At 51.0% G+C, this 24100-nt stretch carries 23 protein-coding genes; 6 read left to right on the top strand and 17 right to left on the bottom strand.

Going from position 1 to position 24100, the window contains the following annotated elements; all coding sequences use genetic code 11:
• Window positions 1-66: 66 nt before the first annotated feature.
• Window positions 67-249: a hypothetical protein gene (locus FTO68_RS09845; RefSeq protein WP_255333232.1), complete on the top strand. Its 183-nt coding sequence runs from the start codon at window positions 67-69 to the stop codon at window positions 247-249.
• Window positions 250-267: 18 nt separating this feature from the next.
• Here FTO68_RS09845 and FTO68_RS09840 read toward each other — a convergent pair whose 3' ends face one another.
• Window positions 268-873 (bottom strand): hypothetical protein, encoded by a 606-nt coding sequence (locus tag FTO68_RS09840; RefSeq protein WP_255333231.1) that lies wholly within the window; start codon window positions 871-873, stop codon window positions 268-270.
• An 80-nt stretch (window positions 874-953) separates the two neighbouring features.
• Between FTO68_RS09840 and FTO68_RS09835 the strand changes: the two genes are divergently transcribed.
• A complete protein-coding gene (locus tag FTO68_RS09835; protein WP_255333230.1) occupies window positions 954-3044 on the top strand; it encodes a restriction endonuclease subunit S domain-containing protein in 2091 nt (696 codons plus the stop codon).
• Between the two features lie 5 nt (window positions 3045-3049).
• Complete coding sequence (locus FTO68_RS09830; RefSeq protein ID WP_255333229.1) at window positions 3050-3901, top strand: DNA-3-methyladenine glycosylase family protein; 852 nt, start codon at window positions 3050-3052, stop codon at window positions 3899-3901.
• A gap of 6 nt (window positions 3902-3907) precedes the next feature.
• Here FTO68_RS09830 and FTO68_RS09825 read toward each other — a convergent pair whose 3' ends face one another.
• A complete protein-coding gene (locus FTO68_RS09825) occupies window positions 3908-5131 on the bottom strand; it encodes an adenosylhomocysteinase (protein ID WP_255333228.1) in 1224 nt (407 codons plus the stop codon).
• 98 nt (window positions 5132-5229) lie between these two features.
• Between FTO68_RS09825 and hisF the strand changes: the two genes are divergently transcribed.
• A complete protein-coding gene (hisF, locus tag FTO68_RS09820) occupies window positions 5230-6036 on the top strand; it encodes an imidazole glycerol phosphate synthase subunit HisF (protein ID WP_255333252.1) in 807 nt (268 codons plus the stop codon).
• Between the two features lie 5 nt (window positions 6037-6041).
• On the opposite strand, the gene pheT is transcribed toward hisF, so the two are convergent.
• The 4 genes from pheT to endA are packed head-to-tail and all read right to left on the bottom strand — an operon-like array spanning window position 6042 to window position 11376.
• The gene (gene pheT, locus FTO68_RS09815) at window positions 6042-7658 is read right to left on the bottom strand and encodes a phenylalanine--tRNA ligase subunit beta (RefSeq protein ID WP_255333227.1); all 1617 of its coding nucleotides are present in this window, start codon (window positions 7656-7658) and stop codon (window positions 6042-6044) included.
• Window positions 7659-7660: 2 nt separating this feature from the next.
• Entirely contained in the window at window positions 7661-9097 is a 1437-nt protein-coding gene (pheS, locus tag FTO68_RS09810; RefSeq protein ID WP_255333226.1) for a phenylalanine--tRNA ligase subunit alpha, read from the bottom strand.
• 4 nt (window positions 9098-9101) lie between these two features.
• On the bottom strand, window positions 9102-10352 hold the full coding sequence (locus FTO68_RS09805) for a tryptophan--tRNA ligase (protein WP_255333225.1): 1251 nt from the start codon (window positions 10350-10352) through the stop codon (window positions 9102-9104).
• Between the two features lie 10 nt (window positions 10353-10362).
• Window positions 10363-11376, bottom strand: a complete 1014-nt coding sequence (gene endA, locus FTO68_RS09800; protein WP_255333224.1) for a tRNA-intron lyase — start codon at window positions 11374-11376, stop codon at window positions 10363-10365.
• A 99-nt stretch (window positions 11377-11475) separates the two neighbouring features.
• Here endA and FTO68_RS09795 point away from each other — a divergent pair, with 99 nt between their 5' ends.
• Entirely contained in the window at window positions 11476-12732 is a 1257-nt protein-coding gene (locus tag FTO68_RS09795; protein ID WP_255333223.1) for a hypothetical protein, read from the top strand.
• On the opposite strand, the gene FTO68_RS09790 is transcribed toward FTO68_RS09795, so the two are convergent.
• The 11 genes from FTO68_RS09790 to fhcD all read right to left on the bottom strand — a co-directional run bounded on the left by FTO68_RS09790 (window position 12729) and on the right by fhcD (window position 22419).
• Complete coding sequence (locus FTO68_RS09790) at window positions 12729-13571, bottom strand: deoxyribonuclease IV (RefSeq protein ID WP_255333222.1); 843 nt, start codon at window positions 13569-13571, stop codon at window positions 12729-12731. The two genes, FTO68_RS09795 and FTO68_RS09790, sit on opposite strands and share 4 nt — an antisense overlap.
• A 60-nt stretch (window positions 13572-13631) precedes the next feature.
• On the bottom strand, window positions 13632-14594 hold the full coding sequence (locus FTO68_RS09785) for an isocitrate/isopropylmalate dehydrogenase family protein (RefSeq protein ID WP_255333221.1): 963 nt from the start codon (window positions 14592-14594) through the stop codon (window positions 13632-13634).
• Complete coding sequence (locus FTO68_RS09780) at window positions 14591-15391, bottom strand: DUF7714 family protein (RefSeq protein WP_255333220.1); 801 nt, start codon at window positions 15389-15391, stop codon at window positions 14591-14593. Before FTO68_RS09780 ends, FTO68_RS09785 begins: the two co-directional genes overlap by 4 nt.
• Complete coding sequence (locus tag FTO68_RS09775; protein ID WP_255333219.1) at window positions 15388-15855, bottom strand: LeuD/DmdB family oxidoreductase small subunit; 468 nt, start codon at window positions 15853-15855, stop codon at window positions 15388-15390. The genes FTO68_RS09780 and FTO68_RS09775 overlap by 4 nt, the downstream gene beginning before the upstream one ends.
• Complete coding sequence (locus tag FTO68_RS09770) at window positions 15852-17069, bottom strand: 3-isopropylmalate dehydratase/homoaconitate hydratase family large subunit (RefSeq protein ID WP_255333218.1); 1218 nt, start codon at window positions 17067-17069, stop codon at window positions 15852-15854. Before FTO68_RS09770 ends, FTO68_RS09775 begins: the two co-directional genes overlap by 4 nt.
• Window positions 17066-18196 carry a homocitrate synthase family protein gene (locus FTO68_RS09765; RefSeq protein ID WP_255333216.1) on the bottom strand — a complete coding sequence of 377 codons (1131 nt, stop codon included), beginning with the start codon at window positions 18194-18196 and terminating at the stop codon, window positions 17066-17068. The genes FTO68_RS09770 and FTO68_RS09765 overlap by 4 nt, the downstream gene beginning before the upstream one ends.
• Window positions 18177-19448: a thiamine pyrophosphate-dependent enzyme gene (locus FTO68_RS09760; RefSeq protein WP_255333214.1), complete on the bottom strand. Its 1272-nt coding sequence runs from the start codon at window positions 19446-19448 to the stop codon at window positions 18177-18179. Before FTO68_RS09760 ends, FTO68_RS09765 begins: the two co-directional genes overlap by 20 nt.
• Complete coding sequence (locus FTO68_RS09755; protein ID WP_255333213.1) at window positions 19445-20416, bottom strand: radical SAM protein; 972 nt, start codon at window positions 20414-20416, stop codon at window positions 19445-19447. Before FTO68_RS09755 ends, FTO68_RS09760 begins: the two co-directional genes overlap by 4 nt.
• Entirely contained in the window at window positions 20398-21288 is an 891-nt protein-coding gene (mmp11, locus tag FTO68_RS09750) for a methanogenesis marker protein 11 (RefSeq protein WP_255333212.1), read from the bottom strand. The genes FTO68_RS09755 and mmp11 overlap by 19 nt, the downstream gene beginning before the upstream one ends.
• On the bottom strand, window positions 21285-21452 hold the full coding sequence (locus tag FTO68_RS09745) for a hypothetical protein (protein ID WP_255333211.1): 168 nt from the start codon (window positions 21450-21452) through the stop codon (window positions 21285-21287). The genes mmp11 and FTO68_RS09745 overlap by 4 nt, the downstream gene beginning before the upstream one ends.
• Before the next feature lie 85 nt (window positions 21453-21537).
• Complete coding sequence (fhcD, locus tag FTO68_RS09740) at window positions 21538-22419, bottom strand: formylmethanofuran--tetrahydromethanopterin N-formyltransferase (protein ID WP_255333210.1); 882 nt, start codon at window positions 22417-22419, stop codon at window positions 21538-21540.
• 468 nt (window positions 22420-22887) lie between these two features.
• Between fhcD and FTO68_RS09735 the strand changes: the two genes are divergently transcribed.
• Window positions 22888-23979 carry a 4Fe-4S binding protein gene (locus FTO68_RS09735; RefSeq protein ID WP_255333251.1) on the top strand — a complete coding sequence of 364 codons (1092 nt, stop codon included), beginning with the start codon at window positions 22888-22890 and terminating at the stop codon, window positions 23977-23979.
• The last annotated feature ends 121 nt before the right edge of the window (window positions 23980-24100 follow it).

Raw genomic sequence — 24100 nt, 5'->3', positions numbered from 1 at the left:
ACATGGCACATGGAGGATATGTGTATAACTTTTATATATCACAAAAAGAACGAAAATATGATACATATGGTTGATAAAGCAGGGCTTGGAAGCCTTATAGCCGGGATCGTCCTCATTCTTCTCGGCGGATATGGGATGTACCTGTACATCCCCGAGGTGATCGTGGTGCTGAAAGGATCGCTTGGGATCATCGCCGTCCTGATCGGTTTATTCCTCGCCGTAATCGGCTTCTTTATAATGAAAGAATGAGAGGAAGAGATTCCGGTTTCATGTAACCGGCCAGATATACCGCTCCTCAGCCTCAAGCACAACCCCTGTCGGCAGGGTTGCTTTTACGTGGACACGGCCGATTCCACGATCCTGGGCATCGAGTGTCAGCTCAGTATAGGGAATCCATATTCCACGGAGCGGATACTCTTCATCGGGCAGCGAACGGGTGATGGTAGTCGAACCCCGGTATATCTGTCTTGGATTGATCTTCAGTTTCTGACGGTTTGTGTCAGGGGTATGAATGCTTATCTGCATTGAGATGAAGGTCCCGTCAAAACTGACCGGGCGGTTATTGGTATCATAGAAGCAGTACTTGATTATCAGGCCATCAAGATCATGAAAAGCACCCATATCCATTGGTTCAGCCCATATTACCATCCGGGAGATCGAGTTGACTCCACCGGATGACTGGGAGGAGGTCTGGGCATATGCCTGTGGTTGTACTACTGCTGGTGTTTCCCCCGCGGGCTCATATGTTGGTTGGTACTGTGTCTGATCAGGTAAAGTGCCTGCATTATTCTGTCCCGGGAGTATCCCCGTGCATCCGGCAGATGCGCAGAGAAAAAGGAGAGAAAGGATTGCTATGATAACCATGCGACTCATACTGCCTTTTGAGAGGTATCAGCAGATAAGTATTCTCGTCTGCCAGAGTTTGATGAGGTGAGAGATTGAATATGATATCAATGGCATATCCCGAGTGGATTAGATCCTTCATCGTCCTGTATGCTTCAGATAAAGGATACCAATCAATCCTCAGCCTTGGTGGAGATGGGACAGATACCCTTGCTGCAATCAGTCATGAGACTGGTGCAAAATACGCTGCAGCTATTCTGGGTGACTATAAAAGAGTGACTCACGAAGGCATCCGGATAATACAAGGCGATTCGGCAACGATCCTCTCCCGATGCAAAAGGACATTCGATCTGATCCTCCTCTTTCCCCCCTCAATGCCACCCAGAGAATCCCGGAGGAAAGCGGCAGAAGAGAGGGATACGCAACAGGTATCTGAATCAGGTACCTATCACCTCCTGATTTTATCTGCGCTCCATCTTTCTGAAAATGGCGCCCTCATCTCGATCATTCCACGGGATCTCTTCAAAAAAGCCATAAAAGAGGGATTTTTCCTGGAATCCGGACTCTCTTGCGAAGCAGCACTCACCATGCCACGAGATCTTACTAGCTATGGAACAGAAGAAGAACAGCTGTTTATCATCATTAAGAAAGGAAGAGCTGGTTTGATGATGGTGGGAGAACTCTTAAATGACACTTCGCGTCATGCGATCCTCCTTCAGAATCTAAAACAGCAGAAGAATGGGAAAAAAGCGGAACTGGGCGTTTTTATCCGGTCGTCAGAGTTTAGAACACTTGATGAGATACATCTTGAAGAGAGAGTAAGACAGCTGGCAGAAGAGCATGGAGCTCCCCGCATTCCTTTCTCCGGAATTACCAGATCGATCATCACCGGCGCCTGCGGAACATTACATGATGCAGGCAGGAGAATCTATCTCCCATTCTCACCGGATGCACCACCAGTGATCTCAAGCGAGGATCTGTCAGATCTATCAACCGATGCTGCATGCATCCTCCTCAGACCCGGAACGGTTGAACCGGAGTACCTTATTGGTTTTTTACAGACAGAGCTGGGCAGAGCAATCCGGGAACTTGTGGGGAAGCGATCAGGTACAATTGATCATTTCTCAGATACGCTTGCCAGGACAGAGATCTATCTTCCCGCCCCTCAGATTCAGGCAGAGGTGATCGCAATTAACACATTGATTGAATCTGAACAAGGAAGGCTCAAATTGCTTCAGAAAGAACTCTGGATGCATCCATTGTCTTCACGATCCACCTGGAGCCAGATCGAAACATTGAGAGAGGGAGAGAGAATCGAAGAGTGGATCGAGACCCTGCCTTATCCGCTGGCTTCCATCCTCTGGGCATATCTTGCCGAAAGAAGCCCTGCAAGAAAAGTATCCCACCTCTTCCATTTCTTTGAGGCGGCTGCTGAATTTATTGCGGGCATTCTCCTTTCTGCATTAGAGCCGGCCATTATGAGAGAAGGGATTGACCTCCTCGATGAGGATCCGGAATTCCGTGATATTTATAAAAATGCCACATTCCGGAGCTGGATAATCATCTGCAGAAGGGCAGGCCGCCATATTCGAAAGAGGTTCTCATCAGGAAGCAGGCACGATGAGATGAAGCGGCAATTTGGATATCCGGGTCGTGAATTTATTGATAATATAACAAGTAAGAGGCTCTTTGCCCTCTTTGACGAGATCGCCGATCTCAGAAACGACTGGAAAGGTCATGGAGGCATCGCCGGAGAGAGAGAGCGGGAAGAACAGCTTGTTGTTCTTGAGAGATTGCTCACCCGGTTCAGAGAGAGGATCAGGGACACCTTCAATGACGTAATGGTGATTCAACCCAGCGCTGCGGAATACCATGATGGTATCTTTTTCTCCCAGGTTAAGTCCATCACCGGCACAAGACCACGTTTTCTCGGGTTGACGATCAATTCACTCATACCTCTGGATACCGGATCGCTGTATCTCTATTCACGTGACAGTCCAGAACCATTGAAACTCCTGCCCTTATTTCTCCTGGTTTTCCATCAGGCAACTGGTGAACCTGCCTGGTACTTCTATAACCGGATTGACGGGAAGAAGGTCCGGTGGGTATCCTACCACTACGAAGCCGAATCCGGGTTCGAAGACGAGAACGAAGATGTGTATAAGATGATGAACAATCTCGGACTAATCACGGGTGAATAAAGAGCGTGGCGGAATATATGAGCCTCGTTCTGGAAGGAAACGCGGTCCCTTTCAATCTTGATAAAACCCTATCCTGCGGGCAGGTCTTCCGGTGGGAGAAGCTGGGAGCATGGTGGTGCGGGGTTCTTAACAATAAGGCGGTTAGGATCAGGCAGGACGGCAATCAACTTCACTTTTTCGGAGTGACAGAAGGGGAGATTATCAGATATTTCGATCTGGATCTGGATCTAAAAGGAATACTAACAGGCTTTCCGGATGATCCGATCCTTCAGCAGGCAGTTTTAGAGGCATATGGGCTTCGGATCGTGCGGCAGCCGGCATGGGAATGTACTGCCTCCTATATAGTCGCAACATTTGCAAACATTCCCGGAATACAAACCCGGATTAAACTTCTCTGCGAGAGATTTGGAGAGGAGATTCGTGAAGGGAGATACACCTTTCCCTCCCCGGAGATACTCGCAGCATCTCCCCTCTGCGATATCCGGAGTTGCCGCGTCGGGTACCGGGATAAATATCTCTGTGGTACTGCAACAGTGCTATCTGCCGATTCTACGTGGGAAGAGAAGATCGCGACCCTCCCCTACAGAGAGGCGCGCGCCGAACTGATCAGGCTTCCCGGTGTAGGCAAGAAAGTTGCCGATTGCATACTCCTCTTTGCCTTTCACCATTTGGAAGCAGTACCCGTCGATGTCTGGATTGACCGGATCATGCGTACGCACTACCTTGACGAGGGGAAACGATATTCATATGACAGTATTGCAGATTCTGCCCGCAAAATATTCGGACCAAATGCTGGCTATGCCCAGGAATATCTCTTCGCCGCGCGAGAGATGATTCAGGAGATAAGAAAAAAGTGAGTGAAATTATGTTCCGACATTCCAGGAGGACATATATTCCGCCTGTTCTTCGGTGAGCGTATCGATTGAGCATCCGAGTGCTGCGAGTTTGATCCTGGCGATCTGCTCGTCGATTGCGGTTGGCACCTCGTGGACGCCAGGGGTTAGATTCCGCCCCTGTTTTGCCATATACTCGGTTGATAACGCCTGAACTGCAAAGGAGAGATCCATCACCTCAATCGGATGACCCATCCCTTTTGGCACGGCCAGGTTGACAAGACGTCCTTCTGCCAGGACATGGAGTGTCCGGTCGCCAAATGAATAGGAATCGATTCCGTCACGCCTTCCGATAGAATCAGCATTTGTCTCAAGCCATCCAATATCGATCTCGACATTGAAGTGCCCTGCATTGCAGAGAATTGCTCCATCCTTCATCAATGCAAAGTCATCTGCTGTGAGGACGCTGAGATTGCCGGTTGTCGTGACAAAGAGCTCTCCAATCGGTGCAGCCTCACGCATCGTCATCAGCTCGAATCCATCAAAGTGTGCCTGGAGAGCACGGCGTGGATCGATCTCTGTGACGATCACCCGTGCACCAAGTGCCCGTGCCTTGGTGGCGAGACCCCTGCCGCAGTACCCGTACCCCGCAACAACGACTTGTTTGCCTGCGATCAGGCAGTTTGTCGTTGCCATGATCGCAGTAAGCGCACTCTCTCCGGTGCCATGGACATTGTCGAAGAAATGCTTCATCGGAGTGTCGTTGACAGCAACCACCGGGAAGAGGAGTTTCTTCTCTTTTGCCATCGCCTTCAGACGGTGGATACCGGTCGTCGTCTCCTCGCACCCGCCAAGCACAAGTGGAAGTATATCCCGCCTGCCTGTGTGGAGACGGTGGATGAGATCCATTCCGTCATCTATCGTAATAGATGGCTTTGCATCCAGTACCTGGTCAATTGCGGAATAATACTCCTCAAGAGTGCAAGCACGCTTTGCATAGCAGTGGACACCTGATGCCTTGAGCGCATCGACAACATCATCCTGCGTCGACAACGGATTGCAGCCGGTGATATGCACCTCAGCACCACCGGCAACAAGCGTCCTTACGAGGACAGCGGTCTTTGCCTCGACATGGAGTGCCATACCGATTACGATCCCGGCAAGCGGCTGCTCTTTCACGAACCTCTCCCGGATCTCCCTGAGAACCGGCATATATTGTTCCGCCCAGCGGATCTTTGCTTCACCAGTATGCATACTCTAAAACCCTGTCTGTATCAGTTGAACGCATGATCTCTTAATAACCCCGAAAGAAAACAGAGCTTGATAACAGGATGCGACATATCATTCTTGTAATGGCATTGACACGCAGGATCATTCCATGCCTTGACCTGAAAGATGGCAGGGTAGTGAAAGGCACACATTTTGAGGATCTCCGGGATGCAGGTGACCCGGTGGAGCTGGCAGCACGGTATAACGAGCAGGGGGCAGACGAGGTTGTCTTTCTTGATATTACCGCATCAAAAGAGAAAAGAAAGACGATCGTCGAGCTCATATCCCGTGCCGCCGATCAACTCTTCCTGCCACTGACAGTCGGCGGCGGGATCAACACAACAGCCGATATCACCGCCATTCTCCGTGCCGGTGCAGATAAAGTATCGATGAATACAGCTGCTGTACAAAACCCCAAAATCATCTCCGAGGGTGCGGCTGCATTTGGAACCCAATGTATCGTCCTTGCAATGGATGTAAGACGAAATTACATACCTCAGGATGGAACTACAGAGATCTCCCTCCCCGATGGATCTTCATGCTGGTATGAGGTCGTAACGCATGGGGGGAGCAGACCAACAGGTATTGATGCGATCCTGTGGGCAAAGGAGGCAGAAGAGCGGGGTGCGGGCGAGATCCTGCTCACGTCAATGGAGACGGACGGCACAAAAGAAGGTTTTGATATCCCGATCACAGAAGCAGTCGCCTCTGCCACAAACATCCCGGTTGTTGCATCCGGAGGGGTGGGGACGCTTGAGCACTTCTATGAGGGATTCGTTACAGGAAAAGCTGATGCCTGCCTTGCTGCATCCGTCTTTCACTTTGGGGAATTGACCATCAGGGATGTAAAAGAGTATCTTGCCACACGGGGTGTCCCGGTGCGGCTCTGACCCTTTTAAAGAAATGGTCTCATATCGATCTCAAACCCAATCACAGGATGTTCGAGATCAAAAGCGACGATCGCATCGGGGTGAAGCTCCCCGAAACAGCCTATTTTTTCCGATCCATTCATGACTGCACCCTGTCTGCCAGGGAGAAATGCAGGGTCATCCGAGGGGGCGATGGTGAGAGTTTCCGCACCCAATTCTCTCAGAAATACATCCACTGTTGCATAGATCTCCGAGAAGTCCGCTGACGGGTGGATTGCAGCTATTGCCATCTTCTGATATGTGAGTGTTCCATCATTTACATCCCCTGCCGTAAAGATCCGCTGTGGCAGCTCGCGGTGTTTATTCAGCTGCAGGATCTCAAGCAGCATCGGGAGAAGATCGGTTCTGATAATGGTATTCTCAATTGAGATCGGGTGAAGCACCTTCAGTGCAGATTCTGATTCCGGCCTCTGCATCTGGTCATAACTGACCCGTTCATTGGTCAGGGTAAATGGCATTACTTCTGTATATCCAAGACCGATTGCAACACCTGAAACAATACGGATGAAGCGGCAGGCGGGATCTTCAGATCCTATCGTGAATGTCGGGGGAAGGGTTGCCGGGAACCGATCAAAACCATATGCAATGGCAACATCCTCAAAGATATCCCAGTCATGCATGATATCGGCCCGGTAGCAGGGTATGGTTACCCTGACCTTCGATCCTTCAAGCGGTTCAGCCCCAAACCGCATCCTTTCAAGAAGTGGAACGATTAATTCGGGTGTAAGGGGAAGACCAAGCAGGCGTGCACATTCATCTGAGTCAATGATCCGTTCAACCGGTTCAAGCGAGGGGGTCTTCTGCCCGTCAATTACAACCGATTCAATTGTCCCACCGGCCTCTGCAAAAGCTGTACAGATGATCGCAACGGTGTTCTGGACAGCCCGTTCATCTGTTCCTGTGACATCGAGGAGGATATCGGTTGTATCGGATGTAACCCGGGTCAGCTCCCCATTGATGATCGGGGGGAACGAGAGAACCTGGTCATCTGCATCGACGATTAATGGGAATCGGTCGAATTGCTCGACAATACCTGCATATGCCCTTCCTTTTGGGTGTTCATCGAGGATCTGATCCATTGTCATCGATTCGGTATAATCAAGTGGTACAAACTGTCGATCCCTTGGAGATGCGATGTACCTGAATGGAGGTTTCACCGTGGAGAGATCATGCACCCCGATCGCGACCTTGGATCTCCCGCGGCCAATAGCCCAGTGGAGCGCCTCCTGGAGTGCCATCACCGATTCAATTGAGGCATCATCGAAACGGAGGTTCCTGATCACTGCTGACCCAAGCACTGGGCGAATCCCGGCAAGGCCCGGATCTACTGAGAAAGAAATGCCGGATTCAGCCACATGATAATGAGGCAGTCCGGTCTCAATCCCAAGGAAGCCCCGCATCGCCCGTGCTACCCCCTCAACCGAGTAAAGATCGGTTCTGTCAGGGAAGAACTCGACATCTGCATGGTCTTCCTCAACCCGTTCGATATCAGATCCGATCATCGGGAGGGATTTCAGAATCGTATTCCTGTCAGTTTTCGTGAGGCGTTCGAGATATTCATAATTTAATGTAATAATCGCCATTCCTAGATCCTCCGGTATGACGGAGTGTTGCGGATCCAATCGATATCGCTCTTATAGAGCTGCCGCAGATCCTTTAAGCCGAGCCTGAGCATAGCCACACGCGAGATTCCAAGTCCCCATGCCAGAACCGGGTACGAAATGCCAAAAGGTGAAGTCACCTCCTCACGGAAGACACCTGCACCGCCAAGCTCCACCCATCCAAGGCCATCCACCCAGACCTCAGGCTCGACTGAGGGTTCGGTATACGGGAAATACGCAGGCCGGAACCTGACATCAGAGAATCCCATCCGGTGATAGAACTCCTTTAGGAAACCAAGAAGATGGCTGAAGGTGACACCCTCATCCATCACGATTCCTTCAAGCTGCTCGAATTCAGCAAGATGGGTTGGATCAATCGATTCACGCCTATACACTCTTGAGAGAGAGAAAGCCTTGAGTGGCGGTTCCGGGTGTGTAGCGAGATACTGGATTGACAGGGCGGTCGAATGTGTCCTGAGGACGGAACCTTCAGCCTTCGTCTTATCCCAGGCACCCCCCCAGCCGGTTGAGGAGGTTTCGCCCCCATGTTCGTGCATATCCCGTACCTTCTCCCACCCATCAGGGAGTTCTGAGGTATGTTCGAGATAGAAGGTATCCTGCATCTCCCGCGCCGGGTGATCCTGCGGCTGGAAGAGGGCATCAAAATTCCAGAAGACGCTCTGGACGATATTCCCTGAAAACTCCGAGAATCCCATTTCTAAGAGGAGGGTTCGCACCTCATCCAGAATCAGGCGATATGGATGCGGTTTGCCGGGATATATTCTTCTCGGAGGGGTAGCAAGGCTATAGCGGCGGAGCACTTCATTTCGCCAGGAACCTGATAGAATCTGCTCACGCGTGAGGGTGCCTGCTTCTGAACGGAGATCGATTCCTGCATTTAGAAGATTCCTGCCAGCAGGTGTGATCTCAATGATCCAACGGACCTGCTCATGAACGGTGACAAGACCACGGGATTTCAGTTCGCCACAATCATCGAGATCCATACTGCCAGCGGCGATCTTTTCGAGGGCTATCTCATCGGGACTCTCGGGAATAGCAGCAGCTTTTCGTGCAATACCATGGTCGATGACAATCCAGTTGTTCTTCCGCATCCAGCCAATTGCGACCTTTGCAAGAGGGTGCCGGGAGAGTTCCCCCATCGGGATTTCTCCATCAATACTCTCGACCACCTGCCGTTCTGGAAGACCGTCTCTGGCATAGGCCTCTCCCTCTTCAGTGAGCTGATATTCTTCCTTCACCTCGCGGTTGACCTGGACAAGCCCTCTACCTGCGGCAAGGTGTGCCCACTGCACAACAGCAGCGGCATCGGTAGAAAGCTCATCTGCAAGGATAGATGCATCTGCCGATCCATGCTTCCCAAGCTCAGCCAGGAGACGTTTTTCATTTGCGGTCAGTTCCATTCTATTACACCACCTTATGGGATACTGCATCCCTCCTCTCCTTGAAATCCGAGAGGAATTCTTTTACCCGCTCAAATGTCGCTTTTTTACAGGTTCCGCAGAGCAGCGTGCCGGAAAGGCACTGTGTGCGGATCTGAAGGAGTTCTTCATCATCTGTGACCATATGGAAGAGATTTAAGAGATAGACCGGGCAGCAGTCAGGTTCGCCTCCAAGCCTGACCTGCTCCTCTTTTGTCATTCTTCCTCCGGTAAGGGCTCCCATCACCTTTCTTTTCACATCCGATTCGGCTTCATCGAACCAGAAAAGTGAATCCGGAACACTGCTTGACATCTTCCCCCCCTGCAGCCCCTGCATGAAGGAATGATAGGTTGATGACGGGGAGATAAAACCATAACCTCCCTCCGCAACCTCGATTGCACGTACTTTTTCTGATACAAAGAGACAGTCTGCACCATGGATATCCACATGCCCCTCATACCGTTTCGATCCAGGAAATGCCGCAACAATTGCATCCATCACATGGGCAGGGGCATTTTTTGACCTCACACTGATGATATCTCCCTGATCAAGCACCGTAAACCACCGCATCTTATGAGCAATATCACGGGTCAGCCGGATATGAGGATCCTGATCGATTCCGACCGGGACAACCGTTGGCGCAGGGCCCCCCATCAGTTGTGGATAAAGGATATCGGCAACCTGCGTGGCAACTGAGTCTGCATGAGCAAGAGCAGTCTCCTGCGAAAACCCATAGATCGCCTGGAGATCGGAGAAGTTGATCTTAATTGCAGCCTCAAATGCAAGATCCTTCAGTTTTTCGTTTTCGCTCTGGTAGTATGTTATTCCGGAAAAGCCCAGTGCATAGAGGCATTCTAGATATTCCCTGCCAAATCGTTTGCAGGCATCCCAGGAGAGTCCACGGACGGCATGCGCCTCACGATCTGCGACAGCGACATATCCGGCCCCTCCCTGCTCGACATGCCATACGACTTCGCGCATCACCATCAGGTGACCGAGATGGGGGTGGCCCGATGGCATGAACCCGGTCATCACATTAAACGGGGAACCTGAATTGATCGCCCCGACGATTGGACCATAATCGCGATGGCCGACAACTATCTTCCTCCGGAAAAATGGCGGTTGTGTTGTCAGCGGTTTTATCTCCTCATCAACAGCCTCTATCCCGAATTCTGTAAAGAGGCGATCAATATCGATGCTCTGGCTGCTTGACCATGGATTAATTCCGGATTCCATAAGGGTTCTCTCACAATTTTATCCGTGCAAATTCGATATACACGATCTCTTCATTCTGTACACAGGCAAACAACATCTTCTTTTTCACGCTATGCGCCATCCTGACCGACCTGGATATAGTGGAAATCGGAATCTCCGCTCCTTCTGTGATCGCGTGGACAAGCATTGCAGAATGGCTGTTACTCTCGGTATAAACCCTGAAATGATGGCCAAACTTGTAGCCGGTCCGGGGAGTGAAACCGAGCCTTCTGAGTGCAGAATAAACAGAGAGTTTTTCATTCAGTTCATTATCTGCGGAGAGTGCAGATGCATAATACCCGTTGCGATCGATTAAACTTCCGCTGAAAGAGAGGAGACCCTGATCGAGGAGATAGAGCACTTCGGGTGGAGAGAGTATCAGGCGGTTCTGATCGAGGCGCGTTCCAAACCAGAGCGATTCGAGAAGAATTGCTCCTTCACCCGCAACCATTGCCGAGAAACCCATTGGAACCGCGGATATGCCTGTTTCCAGGGATATACTCTCCCTCGCCTTTGGGCGGTGAAATCTGATATCATAATATGTCAGCTCCTCTTCATCATCAACAACTGCATAAACGAAGTTCTTCCTCATATGCTCGGCTGTTGCCACCTCACGGATAAGGATCGGGAAGGCAACAGGATCACGTTCAGAGAGGACACGGATCAGATACTGGGTCGTTCCCTTCCCTGGTTTCTGGCCTCGCCTGAAGACCCGGAAGTCGTGGGGACCCCGCTGAACTGCATAGCCGCGTTCACGGATATCACGGTATACAATATACGATCTGAGGAACGTCCCCCCGTTCTCCGGCTGATTGACTGAATGCATCAGGAGCGATTCGAAATCAAAGCCTTCAACCTCAAGCTTACCTCTCTGGATAAGATATAATGCTTCTTCACAGGAGAGGTTGAGCCCGCGTTCGCCTGGCCGCCCATATCCTCCCTGCTCATAGAGAGACAGTCCTTCGGGTCCGATCCGGATAGTGCTTCCGTCTAATATCGCCTTCACTGCCTCTGGTATTTGCGTTGATCCAAGATAAACACACTTCAGATCAAGAAATGCTTTCTATGTATTTTGTAAATACTTACACTGCATAAAAGTGATAGCATGAATCCAATATCAGTGATTTCAAAAAAAACTGCATGGATACTTCTTCTTATAGTCTGTATCACTGGATTATCCGGAGCGGTGACAGCCGTTACGATCTTTTCAGATGAACAGATGAATGTGACGTACTCTCTGGCACAATATACGGATATCTTTGTGATTGAAGAGGCATATAATGGAGGATTCCTTATCGGGGGCCATGCATACAGTCCGGATACAGATAGACATGCGTTTCTGATGAAGACTGATCCATATGGAGAAGAAATATGGTCACAGATGTATAAGGGCAAAAGAATCGTTGCAATAAATGAGCTCGATGACGGAAGAATCCTGGTTGCTTCTGTTAACGATTGGGTACACCCGGAGAGCCCGACTGCTGCAATTACCGGCACCGGATACCTTATTCTGACCGATCAGTTAGGAAATATCATCTGGTGTGAAGAGAGTGCTGGAAATGCACCCGCAGCAATCATTGTTCAGAATGATGATATCCTCCTTGCAGGGTGGAAATGGGCACCGGTGGATGATCCGGAAGGCATCAGCGGTTTTCTGGAACATTACACCTTTGATGGTGAATTCATGAATTCAATACTCTATGAGGGAGTATCAATTCATGATATTCGAAAGACAGATGATGGAGGGTACCTTATAATCGGCAACACCGGAAATCCAATTGAGACGCCCTATGTCAGATACGGACACATGACAAAGATCGATTCATCAGGAGAAGTCACATGGAGAAAAACATTTGATGAGCGCTCACTCTTTGCAATGTCCGCAATGAATGACGGATATCTAATCGTAGGTGGAACTCATCCCTATGGCTATTCCGAAGGTGAAGCATGGGCACTTGGTGTTTCACAGGATGGTGAGCTCATCTGGGAAGAAAAACTTCAGGGGTATGCAGCATATGGGGTTGCACCATATGGTGAGCACTACATAGTTGCCGGAGTAACCGGACCGGGCAACCCGCTGATAGCATTAATTGGAACAGATGGCACAACCATCGATTCAAAACGCCTGCTTGATGCAGAGGGAAGATTTACCGCTGTGAAAGTCCTTACCGACAACAGGGTAGCAGTTGGGGGATGGTCCCGACATACAGGAGAGGTTGAAGGATGGTTCCTTACCTTCGATCCATATGCAGAGCCTGTTGAGCAACAACCAATCCAGTCACCGGGCTTTGGCATCATCATAGCAGCTGCTTTTGGAACTGTCGCAGCAGCCACCCTTATCCACAAAAGAAAGAGAGATTAAGCAGCCAGTTCCCGGGCTCTGGCAATATTGCCGATGTCATCCCGGGTATCATCCTCCGGCGTCTCCATGATGAAGGGAAGATTACGGAGGCGGGGATGGCGGAGAACGGATCGGATCCCCTCCTCCCCGATCTGCCCAAGCCCGATATGCTCGTGCCGGTCAAGGCCGGATCCAAGCGTTCCTTTGGTATCATTGAGATGAATGACCGAGAGGCGATCAAGTCCGATATCAGCATCAAACATATCGAATGTCTCTCCCACAACCTCAGGAGTCCTGAGATCATAGCCTGCTGCAAAAGCATGGCAGGTATCAAAGCAGACCTTAATCCTCTTCTGTTCATGAATTTTCCCAATGATATCCCCGATATCCGCAAGATCGCTTCCGACCGAATTCTTCTCCCCGGCAGTATTTTCAAGGACAAGGAAGACACCAGCAGGTGCATCTTCGAGTGCGGAGTTGATCGCGTCAGCCACCCGCCTCCTGCCACTCTGCTTGCCTGAGGATCCATGGTGCCCGAGGTGCGTGACCAGAAACGGCACCGAAAGAGCATAGCACCGCGATAATTCCACGATGAGGCTCTCAACCGAACGGGAGTAGACCCCTTCTTTTTCTGATGCGAAATTCGGGAGATACGGCATATGCACAACAGCAGGACCAATACCAGAGACCTTTAATTCCCGAATGAAGGTTATGGCAGATTCTTCAGCCAGAGGCTTATAGCTCCAGCCACGCGGATTGCGTGAGAAGATCTGAAAGGTGTCGCACCCCCGCTCAACTGCGCGGGATACAGCCCGATCAATCGAACCTGCGATCGAGACATGAACGCCGATTGTTACCATAGTATTACAGTACAGCCTGCCTGGAAAGAAAGGTTTTGGGAAGAGAGACGCACGAAGAGATCAGATCCCAAGCTCTGCCTTTACTGCTTCCCCAAACGATTGTGTGGTCGCCATTCCACCAAGATCCGGCGTTTTTATTCCGCGTTTGATAACAGTCTGGATAGCTGCTTCGATACGTATAGCATCATCTTTGTGGCCAAGATATTCAAGGAGCATTGCCCCGCTCCTGATTGCAGCCACAGGGTTTGCTATTCCCTGCCCGGCAATATCCGGTGCCGATCCATGCACCGGCTCAAAGAGGGCATATCGATCCCCGATATTTGCAGAGGGGAGCATGCCCAGTCCACCTACCAGATACCCGGCGACATCCGAGAGGATATCCCCGAAGATGTTTGTGGTCACGATAACCCCGTAGCTGGCCGGATGAAGAAGAAGATCAAGGGCAAGCGAATCGATATAACATGCCTCAAAGGAAACACCAGCTTCTGCTGCTTCATGACAGCAGATATCACGGAAGAGTACATCGGATTTGATCACATTCGCCTTGTTCCCGATCGTCAGGTGGCAGCCGCGCTCCTCTGCGAGGCGGATAGCTGCCCGTGCAATCCGCCTGCTCCCTTCAACCGAGACGACACGGACAGTGCAGGCGCGATCCTTCTCCTGCCATTCGATACCTGAGTACAGGCCTTCAGAGTTCTCCCTCACAATCATGATATCAAACCCATTCCCTTTCACTGGTCGGAGGTTTGCATAAAGATCAAGTCTTTGCCGAATTCCGAGGATTACCGACCGGTAACAGGGATCCGGCGGCGTGGTGATGGCACCAAAGAGAATAGCATCAGCCTCTTTCAATGCAGTGATATCGTCATCGGTGCAGGCGACACCGCTCTTCTTCCATCTGGCGTACCCAACCTCCACCTCAAAAGAATCAAATTCCGGGTGGAGCGAACCGATGATATCCCATGCAACCGGGATCACTTCCTGCCCTATTCCATCTCCGGAGAGAACGGCTACCCGTGTCATCTGTTCCTCCACTGGTCCATCATCTCATATACCGCATCAAGAACCATCTTCGGGGATGCACCCCAGTGAACAACCGCGCCAAAATAGCCATTGTATATGCCAATACCGCTCCGTTCCTTCCTGCAACAGCGAGCAATAAATGGTTCCGCAGCTACAGAGGAGAGCGGACAGATCTCGATTGGAGTGAAGTTGTTGCCATAGCACTCCAGGTAGAGCTGACGGCCGGTCAGGCAGCCTGCCACCCGCTCCCCGCCATCCATATGATCCATATCAAGGGTCTTTTCAAAGCCACCTGCCCGGCAGGGAAAGACATCTGCTTCAATTCTGGAGATATCCCTGACATGGTGATCAAAGACACAGTTCAGTTCACCAAGAAGCCCCTCTTCCTCAAGGCTCTCAATCGTCACCGAGAGGTTTGCCCTCGGGGGCCTGATATCATAGACATGCACAGTCTCGAATGTTGTTATATCAGGGTCAAGAACGAAGTTCATGTGTTCGTCGATTGCCCCGAAGATGGTGCAGCGTTTTCCCGTTGAAAGGGCACGCCTGACCATTCCCGCACGGTTATGCTGGTTCACCCGTTCTGAATACATCACCGTTTCGTCAGCGGTTGCTAATACCTCTTCATGGAGAATAGTACGCATCATTCCGGTGCCGTTCGGATCAGGAGTCACTTTTATGAGTTCAAACCCGTCTTCAACTCTTTTAACAAGATATTCTGAAAGGAAGTATACTTTGTCACCAACAGGTTTTCCAAACGCATGCCCCACCACTTTACATTCCGGCGGGAATATCATGCTTTCTCCCTCCAGTACTGGACAAGTCCACCAGCGCTCAGGATTTCACGCATACGGGGCGAGAGCGGGGTGAAAGGATGGATGGTTCCGGCAGACGATAGTGTCCCACAATCGAGATTGATTGCGATCTGATCGCCATTTCGGCAGGTGAGATCTGCCTCAAGTACCGGCAGGCCGACATTGATCGCATTCCTGAAGAATATACGGGCAAAGAGGGGGGAGATGACAGCAACAACTCCAGCCTCCCTGAGCGCAACCGGCGCCTGTTCACGTGATGAACCGCACCCGAAGTTCCTGCCCGCAACAATGACTGCACCGGATAACCTGCCTGCAAGTGAGGGATCGAGATCTTCAAAGACATGTGCTCCCCAAACTGACCGATCCTTTGTCCTGAGATATCTCCCGGCGATGATGAGATCAGTATCGATATCAGGTCCAAGGCAGACTGCATGTCCCGTAATCATTCCCACACCTCCGGCTCAGAGATATACCCGGCAAGTGCGGTTGCAGCAGCAGTTCCTGGAGATGCAAGGTAAATCGATCCGCCAACTCCCATCCGGTTTTTAAAGTTCCGGTTCGCGGTGGAGAGACAGACCTCCCCCTCGCCGAGGACGCCGTTGTGCATGCCAAGGCAGGGGCCGCATCCCGGCGAAACCACTGTGCAACCAGCGGCGATGAGATCGGCAAGGATACCATCCCGCGTGGCACGGAGAAGTACATCACGTGATGCAGGAACAACAATTGTCCGGATCTTCACCTGCTTTCCCCTGACAATACCGGCGAACCTTTGCAGATCGTTGTAGCGTCCGTTTGTGCAGGTCCCAAGAAGCACCTGGTCCACCCCGGTTCCCGCGAGATCTGCGACCGGCCGGCCGGAATCGACCCTGTGCGGCGAGGCAATAACAGGGACTATATCATCAAGATCGATTGTAATTTCACGGAGATAACTACAGTCATCCTGAATCTGGAGAGCTATATCATGACCATAGCTGCCAAGGTATTCCCGGCAGATTTGGTCAGCATAAAAGATCGCGTTCTTCGCCCCGGTCTCAACTCCCATGTTGCAGATACAGAGGCGATCCTCCATATCAAGCGTCCCTGCACCCTCTCCGCTATACTCGAGGGCACAGTAAGTCGCCCCTTCCATTCCAAGACGCGAGACAACAGAGAGGGCGAGATCTTTTGCCTCTGCGGCGCCGGAAAGCCTTCCCTCAAGCTTTATGCCGATCGTTTCAGGCACACGGAACCAGGTCTCGCCCGAGGCCCAGATGGCTGCCATGTCGGTTGCACCGACACCGGTTGCAAATGCTCCAAATGCTCCTCCCGTACAGGAGTGGGAGTCTGCTCCCACCACCACCTCTCCGGGGAGGATACACCCCTCGCTCATGATCTGGTGGCATATGCCTCCTCCGCAGTCTGAGAATATCATTCCTCCTGAACGGGCATACTGCCTGAGTTCACGCTGAAGATCAGCGGTCAACCCGTTATTTGCAGGGCAGATGTGATCAAAGAGAACAGAGATCTTCTCTGGATTCATCCCCCTCTGTACACCCATCGAATGGAATGCCTCAACGGTGAGGACACCGGTACCATCATGTACATACGCACGATCCACCCGCCGATCAATGTACTCTCCGGCACTTCCACCAAGAATCCTTTCAGTGAGCGTCTGACTCATGCGATAACCTCCAGTTCAGCCTGATGAATCAGCTGAAGGAGGATATCATGGGTGATACAACATTTGTGCTCGCCCCTCGCTTTCACCTGATCAAGAATCCAGATTATCTGTTCTTCCCCCAGATCATGCCCCATTGACTGTAAAATATGTGCAATCGCTTTTTTACCGGTATGCTTACCGAGAAGGTAATGACGCTCCCCGCCAACCAGATTGGGATGGATATACTCGTACGTTGATGAATCTTCGATCAGAGCGGCAATGTGAATTCCGGATTCATGGGCAAATGCATGCTCGCCTACGATTGATTTGATCTTCGGGACAGGTATCCCGGAGGCTTCTGAAACCACTTTACTGAGTTTCAGGAGGTGAGAGAGATCATAGCGATCAACGCCTCCCTTGAACCTGAGTGCACATGCCACCTCCTCAAGCGAGGCGTTCCCTGCCCGCTCACCGATGCCGTTTACCGTGGTATGAAGCTGATAGGCTCCCCGTTCAGCGGCAGTGATTGTATTTGCTACAGCACACCCCATATCATCATGGCAGTGAATACAGAGGGGGATTGGGAGATCAATTCGAAGAGCATCTATTATGCCTGCCATTTCAAGAGGGGTGAGGCAGCCGACAGTATCTGCATAGGAGACATAATCCGCACCGCACTCAGCTCCCCTCAGGTACATTTCGCGGAGGAATGCGATATTTGTCCTTGAGGCATCTTCTGCGGCAAAACGCACCTGGATGCCGTGATCATGTGCATACTCAACCATCGAAAGCGCCTTTTCAAGAACCTCTTCACGCGGTTTTTTGTATTTGATCCGCATATGCAGATCCGAGGTTGCAATGAAGATACTGACCATATCGACATCGCACCCGATTGCGCAGTCAAGATCGGTTTTCAGTGCCCGTGACAGACAGCATATCCGTGCGTCAAGTCCCATATGAGAGAGATCCCGGACGCATCCCGCCTCGTTATGGGATACAATTGGAAATCCGGCTTCGATGACATCGACACCAATTTCATCAAGGATATCAGCGATACTGCACTTTTCTTCATGAGAGAACGATACGCCCGGAGTTTGTTCACCATCCCGGAGGGTTACATCACATATCTCAACATTCCACTTTTTCATATTCAGCTTCCTCCGGGCATACTCCACGGACAATAATCACCTTTATATCAGATTCGGGAAGAGACAGGACTTCTGATAGGGCTTCCGTATCCTCTGCTGCGATCTCAACAGGATCCGCCCATGATAGATAGGGTTTGATATCAGGGACATCCTGTCCCCCGGTCATCGCCATCCGCCTGTTGGCAAGGACAAGTACCAGAAGAGGGAGCTCCTTCTCTTTGGAGTCGATCAGGCTGTTTATTCCTGAATGAAGTAAGGCTCCATCACCGATCACAGCAACCCCTGTGCTCTGTGCGGCAATGGCAATCGATGAACCGAGGCAGTAACCTGCGATACCGATTGAGTAGGGAGGGTTCATCAGGAGCAGAGAGCAGCCAATATCCGGGATAACCTTCATCTTTCGCTCTTTTAAAAGCGAGAAAAGCGGCTTGAAGGGGCAGCCAGAACAGAACGTCCGGAAGAAACCCCGATCTGCGAAACGCTCTGATGATTTACCGGCTTTGGGAGGGAGCAGCTGTTGGTGTTCCCTTAGAAAGGGCCTGCCGATCTCGATGATCCTTGACCCTGATGGGAACGATGGGGGGGGATAGGCGATGGCGATCTGAGACTCACCCCCAACTGCTCCGACACCGATCTCTCCTCCCCTGATCCGGTTGAGAGGGGATCGTTCTGCCCATGCAAAAAGTCCTGCGGTTCCTTTATCAGCCCGCGCCACCCGTCCGGCTATTGTGAGATCGGGATCGGCAAGCCTGCCATGCCGTATCATCTGGACCACTTCTACATAGGTAACCTCATCATTCAGGAGTGCCGGGGTAACGCGAAGAATAGCAACCCGTGAAAAACGTTCTGAGGCTTCAAAAGCAGAGGCAACAGCTGCGAAGAGGGTTTCGTTATCAGGCTCTATTACCGGGCATTGTGCAAGCTCGCCGAAATACCGGGAGTCCTGTGCATTTTGCGAGAAGTGGGCTTCAGGATCATCACCGGCAATGATCACCACACCGGAGATAAGACCCTGCGTCGTCGCATTGATGAGGGGATCGCAGAGGGCATTCATCCCGACATTTTTCACGATAACACACGACCGCCGTCCGGATAGAGAATCTCCAAGAGCATATTCAAGGGCGGTCTTTTCGTTCGTTACCACCTTGGCGGAGACAAGAGCACCAATCTCCGTCACCGGATAGCCCGGTACAGTGTATATGGTCTCAACACATTGTTTCAGGGCCTCTGCTACTGCTTCATATCCTTTCATTCACAATCCCTCCCGGGAACGATATCACAGCCTGTGCAATACGTACACATCGTCCTGGCTTCTCCTGTGTCAAGGCCAGCATTCTTCAGGGCATCCCAGTGGATAGCTGCGATTCTGAGCAGGCGTTCCGGAGAAGGCCTTTTGTATGATGCAACTGCTGCTGCCGGGGTGAGCGGACGGATCACCGGAATAACGCCACGCCCTGTCAGGAGACGAATACAGGCTTCCATCTCCTCGTCGGTCTCGCCAAGCCCGAGGATCACATTTGAGAATACATTGCCCCGTCCGAAGAGTGCAACTGAACGATCAAGTGACATTATAATTGCATCCCATGATAATCCGGGGCACATCTCTTCAAAGAGTGCGGAAGTTGCCGTTTCAAGATTGAATTTCACCTCGCTGACACCTTCGGAATAAAGGCGATCGGGGGTTTCCGGACCCGGATAGATGGAGACGCCCACCGGAATGTCCAGTCCTTTAATCCGTTCCAGAACATTTATAACCCGCTTCTCATCATCTTCGATGGAACCAATAACCCCACTCGTAATCGATATCGAATCAATCCGGTTGATGACGGATTCGATCATCCCCACAATCTCGTCAGGAGTTTTTACCCGCCCTTTGTTGAGCGGTACCGGACAGTACTTACAGGAGAAGATGCAGTTGCCTGAAACGGTGATATATGCCTGTCGTGGACAGTGAAGTGCAGGCTGCTCAAGGATGCCTGTTGCGTCTATTTTTCCGAAACTAAGATGCACATGCCCATCGCCATCGTGCCTTATTTCAACAGGAGAGTCTGGGGAGATTGACAACCGGATCCTTTTACCATCCATAGAAAAAAAGACCGAACCCTCGCCCCCGGCTCCGGGACCTGCGGCTGAAGATTCGATATAACCGGATGCATCCGCTCCGGTGAGCCTGCATGAACCGATGGCGAGAAGTTCCGCCTTCAGTTCGTGCCATCGCATAATTCCAAAGCCTCCTCGTATCTGGTCACAAACGGGATTGCTGCAACAGCACCGATTAATCCTCTTCCGGAAAGCCGGACATCAAGCATCGGGAGGAGGGAGTCCAGTTCCGATCTTGTGATCTCACCCCGCTTCACCATCCATGCATACTGTTCAAGAGGGGAGGGATCAAATCCGGTGTATGCAGCCATGCCGGTCTCATCCGAGAGGGTATGTTCACGCAATAATTCCTCGAAGCGATCGATGCATCCTGCCGGATCGGCTGTTGCAAACTCGCATGCCACCGCAACACAATTCTTTGTCCTGAAGGCAACAGGATAGAGCTGGACGATTGTATGGGAGAGATAGCGTGTCTTATCGTCTTCAATAGACCTGGCAATATTATGGCATAGTGTCCACGTGGCACCGGCTTCCGGCGTATCGGTATCATCCACGCCGATGATCAGACGTTGCAGCCGAGGAACAACGATCCGGGAGCCAGCCACCTTTCCACCGCCACATGGATCAGATTCTGATCGGATCACACCTGCAGCGTGTGCCCGGCAGATGGAAGCCCCGACGCCACCGCCGCCCATACCAAGATAGGTAATACCGATTTCATCCTTAGATACAGCAACACGGGCAATACCTGCCGGGAACCGCGATCCGACCAGTTCGAGATCGATTGCTCCGGGAGAAAGGAGATATCGGGTTGTCTGGCCAACTGTCCTCACCTGCTGCACAAGGGGGCTCTGCCCATAATGTCGCTTCACCCACATTGCACCTCCGATACATTCAAATCGCTCGATAAGCTCAACAGCTGAACCATCGTCTGAAGCTATCGCGAGGATTTCAGGATAGATGATCGAATAGGGATCATGAGTATGCTTCATATCAACCTGCCATTATTATCTGAAATTATTTCAGGCGGCATAATGCCCACATGAGTATATGCAATGCTGACACGGATCATCCAGCCATCTGATATCATAGAGCTACGATCAATTCCAGAGTCAGGAGCCCCGATATCTGCTGGATATATTATAAGCCCGGTCATACCATGCAGCCGAAATTTTCGTTAACAAAATAATCGGCTGCAACAGAATATAAGGTGATCGATCGCAGGCTGAAGAAAAAAAAGATTAGAAGAGTTCGTGGAGCTGGAACTTGAATGGCCCAAGAGAACCACCGTAGTTTCCAGCTGTAATCTGTTTAACACCAGGCACTTTACAGGCGGCTTTTACACCAGCTGCCATTGCCGCTTTCACCGAGGTTTCGTCAACTCCATCAATGACTATCTCATAGATTGCGCCGATTCCGGCTGGCACACTGGTGCCTTCAACCTTCTCACGGATTGTCGGACAGAATGCCTCGTTTGTGGATGCTCCCATAAACTTGTATTTGTTGCTTCCGACTTTTGAGCCGCTGGAAACAACACCGCCCGGGAATGGAGTGATGACACCCGGGACATCTGCGATAGCATCGACTGCTGCTTCTGCTGCAACGAGTGCGCTCATCTGGTTCTCTCCCATGATCAGGAAGTTTCCACCTGCAACACCCTTGACTGCCCCGTACTCTTCTTCGATGATGAAATCGCCGCCCATAATTGGAATGGACCAGCATTCGCGGCCATCAACGGTGATTTTGGACTCAAATCCATCCCCAAAGAAGTGGAGCTTTACCGGAAGCTTCTCTTCAGCAACAAGCCCGTTGAAGGCGGCAGTTGTTGGTGCGGTGAGGATACACTCTGCGATCCGCTCGACGAGCTGCTCTTTGAGCTTCTTCTTGCCAACACAGATAAGGATAGCATACCCTGGCCGTCCATCGGGAGTTTCATCGGCAGGAACGAACCGCTCGATGCCTGCCTCAGCCGGGCAACCGATCGTTGATGTGGCAAAACCGGTTGCTTCAACGGCTGCCTTGTAGGCCCATTCCTTTGTGACTGCTGTTACGATAACACGGGATACCCAGGTGGGGAATCCCTCTGCGTAGGTATTGTCGATGATGACACCGTTGTATTCCATAGAAACACCTTCTATATGTGTATGTGAGGGAGATGGATAAAAGAAGATTTCTTTTTGCATTTCATGCTGCCAGCTTCCCCATACCGGCATTCCCTTTGACCTGAACGTATCCTGCTGTGAATACCGTGGCTTTCTGCTTCATTCTGCGTTTTTCACCATATCAGAATTAATTAAGAAGGTTTATCTAGATTATTTTACATAGTTTTCGACAATCGATTTATATCGATAACAGGCCGGTAAATAAACCATCGCATTTGCAATGTAGAGCGACACCACGGTGTTGCTCTGGATATTGCTGGTCAGATTACATGGGACATTGTGCGCATTGAAGCTACGGGGAGATGGTTGGATCATGGCTGAGAGAACCCTCCATTCTGACAATGAGAGAATGTAACTCAACGTCATGACGGGCTCCTGCGCCACTGCCCACAGAACAACGGAGAGGACGAGAGGGATACATCAATGGCTATGAGCAATTTGTTTCCAAAATTCTCGAGGACACAGGATGGACTGAATGTTGTGATGGAGCAGAAGCTCCTTCAGGCAACAAACAGACTTACCCTGAAGAGCGAGACCTGCACGGGATGCGGCATATGCATCGAGGCATGCCCAGAAGAGGCAATTACCCTTGGTAGGCTTGGAGGCTATGGTAAAGGAGCAGTCATCGACGATGCCAAAGTGAGCATCGACGCTGAGAAATGCTCGTACTGTGGCGTCTGCGTCATCATGTGCCCGTTCAATGCGCTGAACCTGAAGATTGACGAAGAAGAGAAACTCCCGATTCTTGAGAAGGAAGGGTTCCCACAGTACGATATGGTCACAACGATCGATGACGAGAAGTGTGTCCGATGTACTATCTGTGAGGAAGTCTGTCCACGCGATGCAATCGACCGCGACGTTCCATTATTTGAAGGAGCAGATGACCAGGGAGTATTACGCCAGAGTGCGCTCACCGCCAAGACCGAGTTTACGGTTGATGACGAGAAATGCAATCTCTGTGGCATTTGTGGGGCTGTATGTCCTGCAATCGTTGTGAAACACAAGCCCTTCAGCCCTGAAACCGGAGTAATTGAGGGGAAAGTGGTATGGGATGAAGATCTCTGTGATGCGTGCCAGGTCTGTGTCGAGGCCTGCCCTGAAGAGGCTATCACCGTTGTGAGGACGGTTGAATCCAAGAAACTGCCCGGCAAGGTTACCATCATCTCAGAAGACTGCTGTACCTGCACATGGTGTTCAAAGAACTGTCCTGAAGAGGCGATCACTGTCGAGAAGATATTCGAAGGTGACATCAGTGCGGCTGTGGAGAAGTGCCCGGCCGGATGCGACATCTGTGTCGAAGTCTGCCCCTGCAATGCGATTCATATGCAGGATAATGGCAAAATCGCCATTAATTCTGATTTCTGCATGCTCTGTGGCGCCTGCGTGAACGCCTGCCCCGGCGAGGATATTATTGTCCTGAAGAGGACCGGCATCCGGGTCAAAGGCAAAGAGACCGATCTCTTTGCAAAGATTAAAGAGAAACTCCTGGCTCCAAAGGCCTCAAAGGTACGGGAAGCGTGAGGTTTCATTATGGCAAAAGCAAAGGGTTACTCCGATGAAAACCTGTCTGTCCGTCTGGCAGACCGGTATTACCGCACAGATGATGCATCCCCTGATTTCCTCAAGAATATTGAAAAAATAG

This window comes from Methanocalculus taiwanensis, from assembly GCF_024372745.1.
Taxonomy (GTDB): Archaea; Halobacteriota; Methanomicrobia; order Methanomicrobiales; family Methanocorpusculaceae; genus Methanocalculus; species Methanocalculus taiwanensis.
Note: the sequence above shows the minus strand (reverse complement) of the source record. Positions and strands in the feature narration are given on the sequence as shown.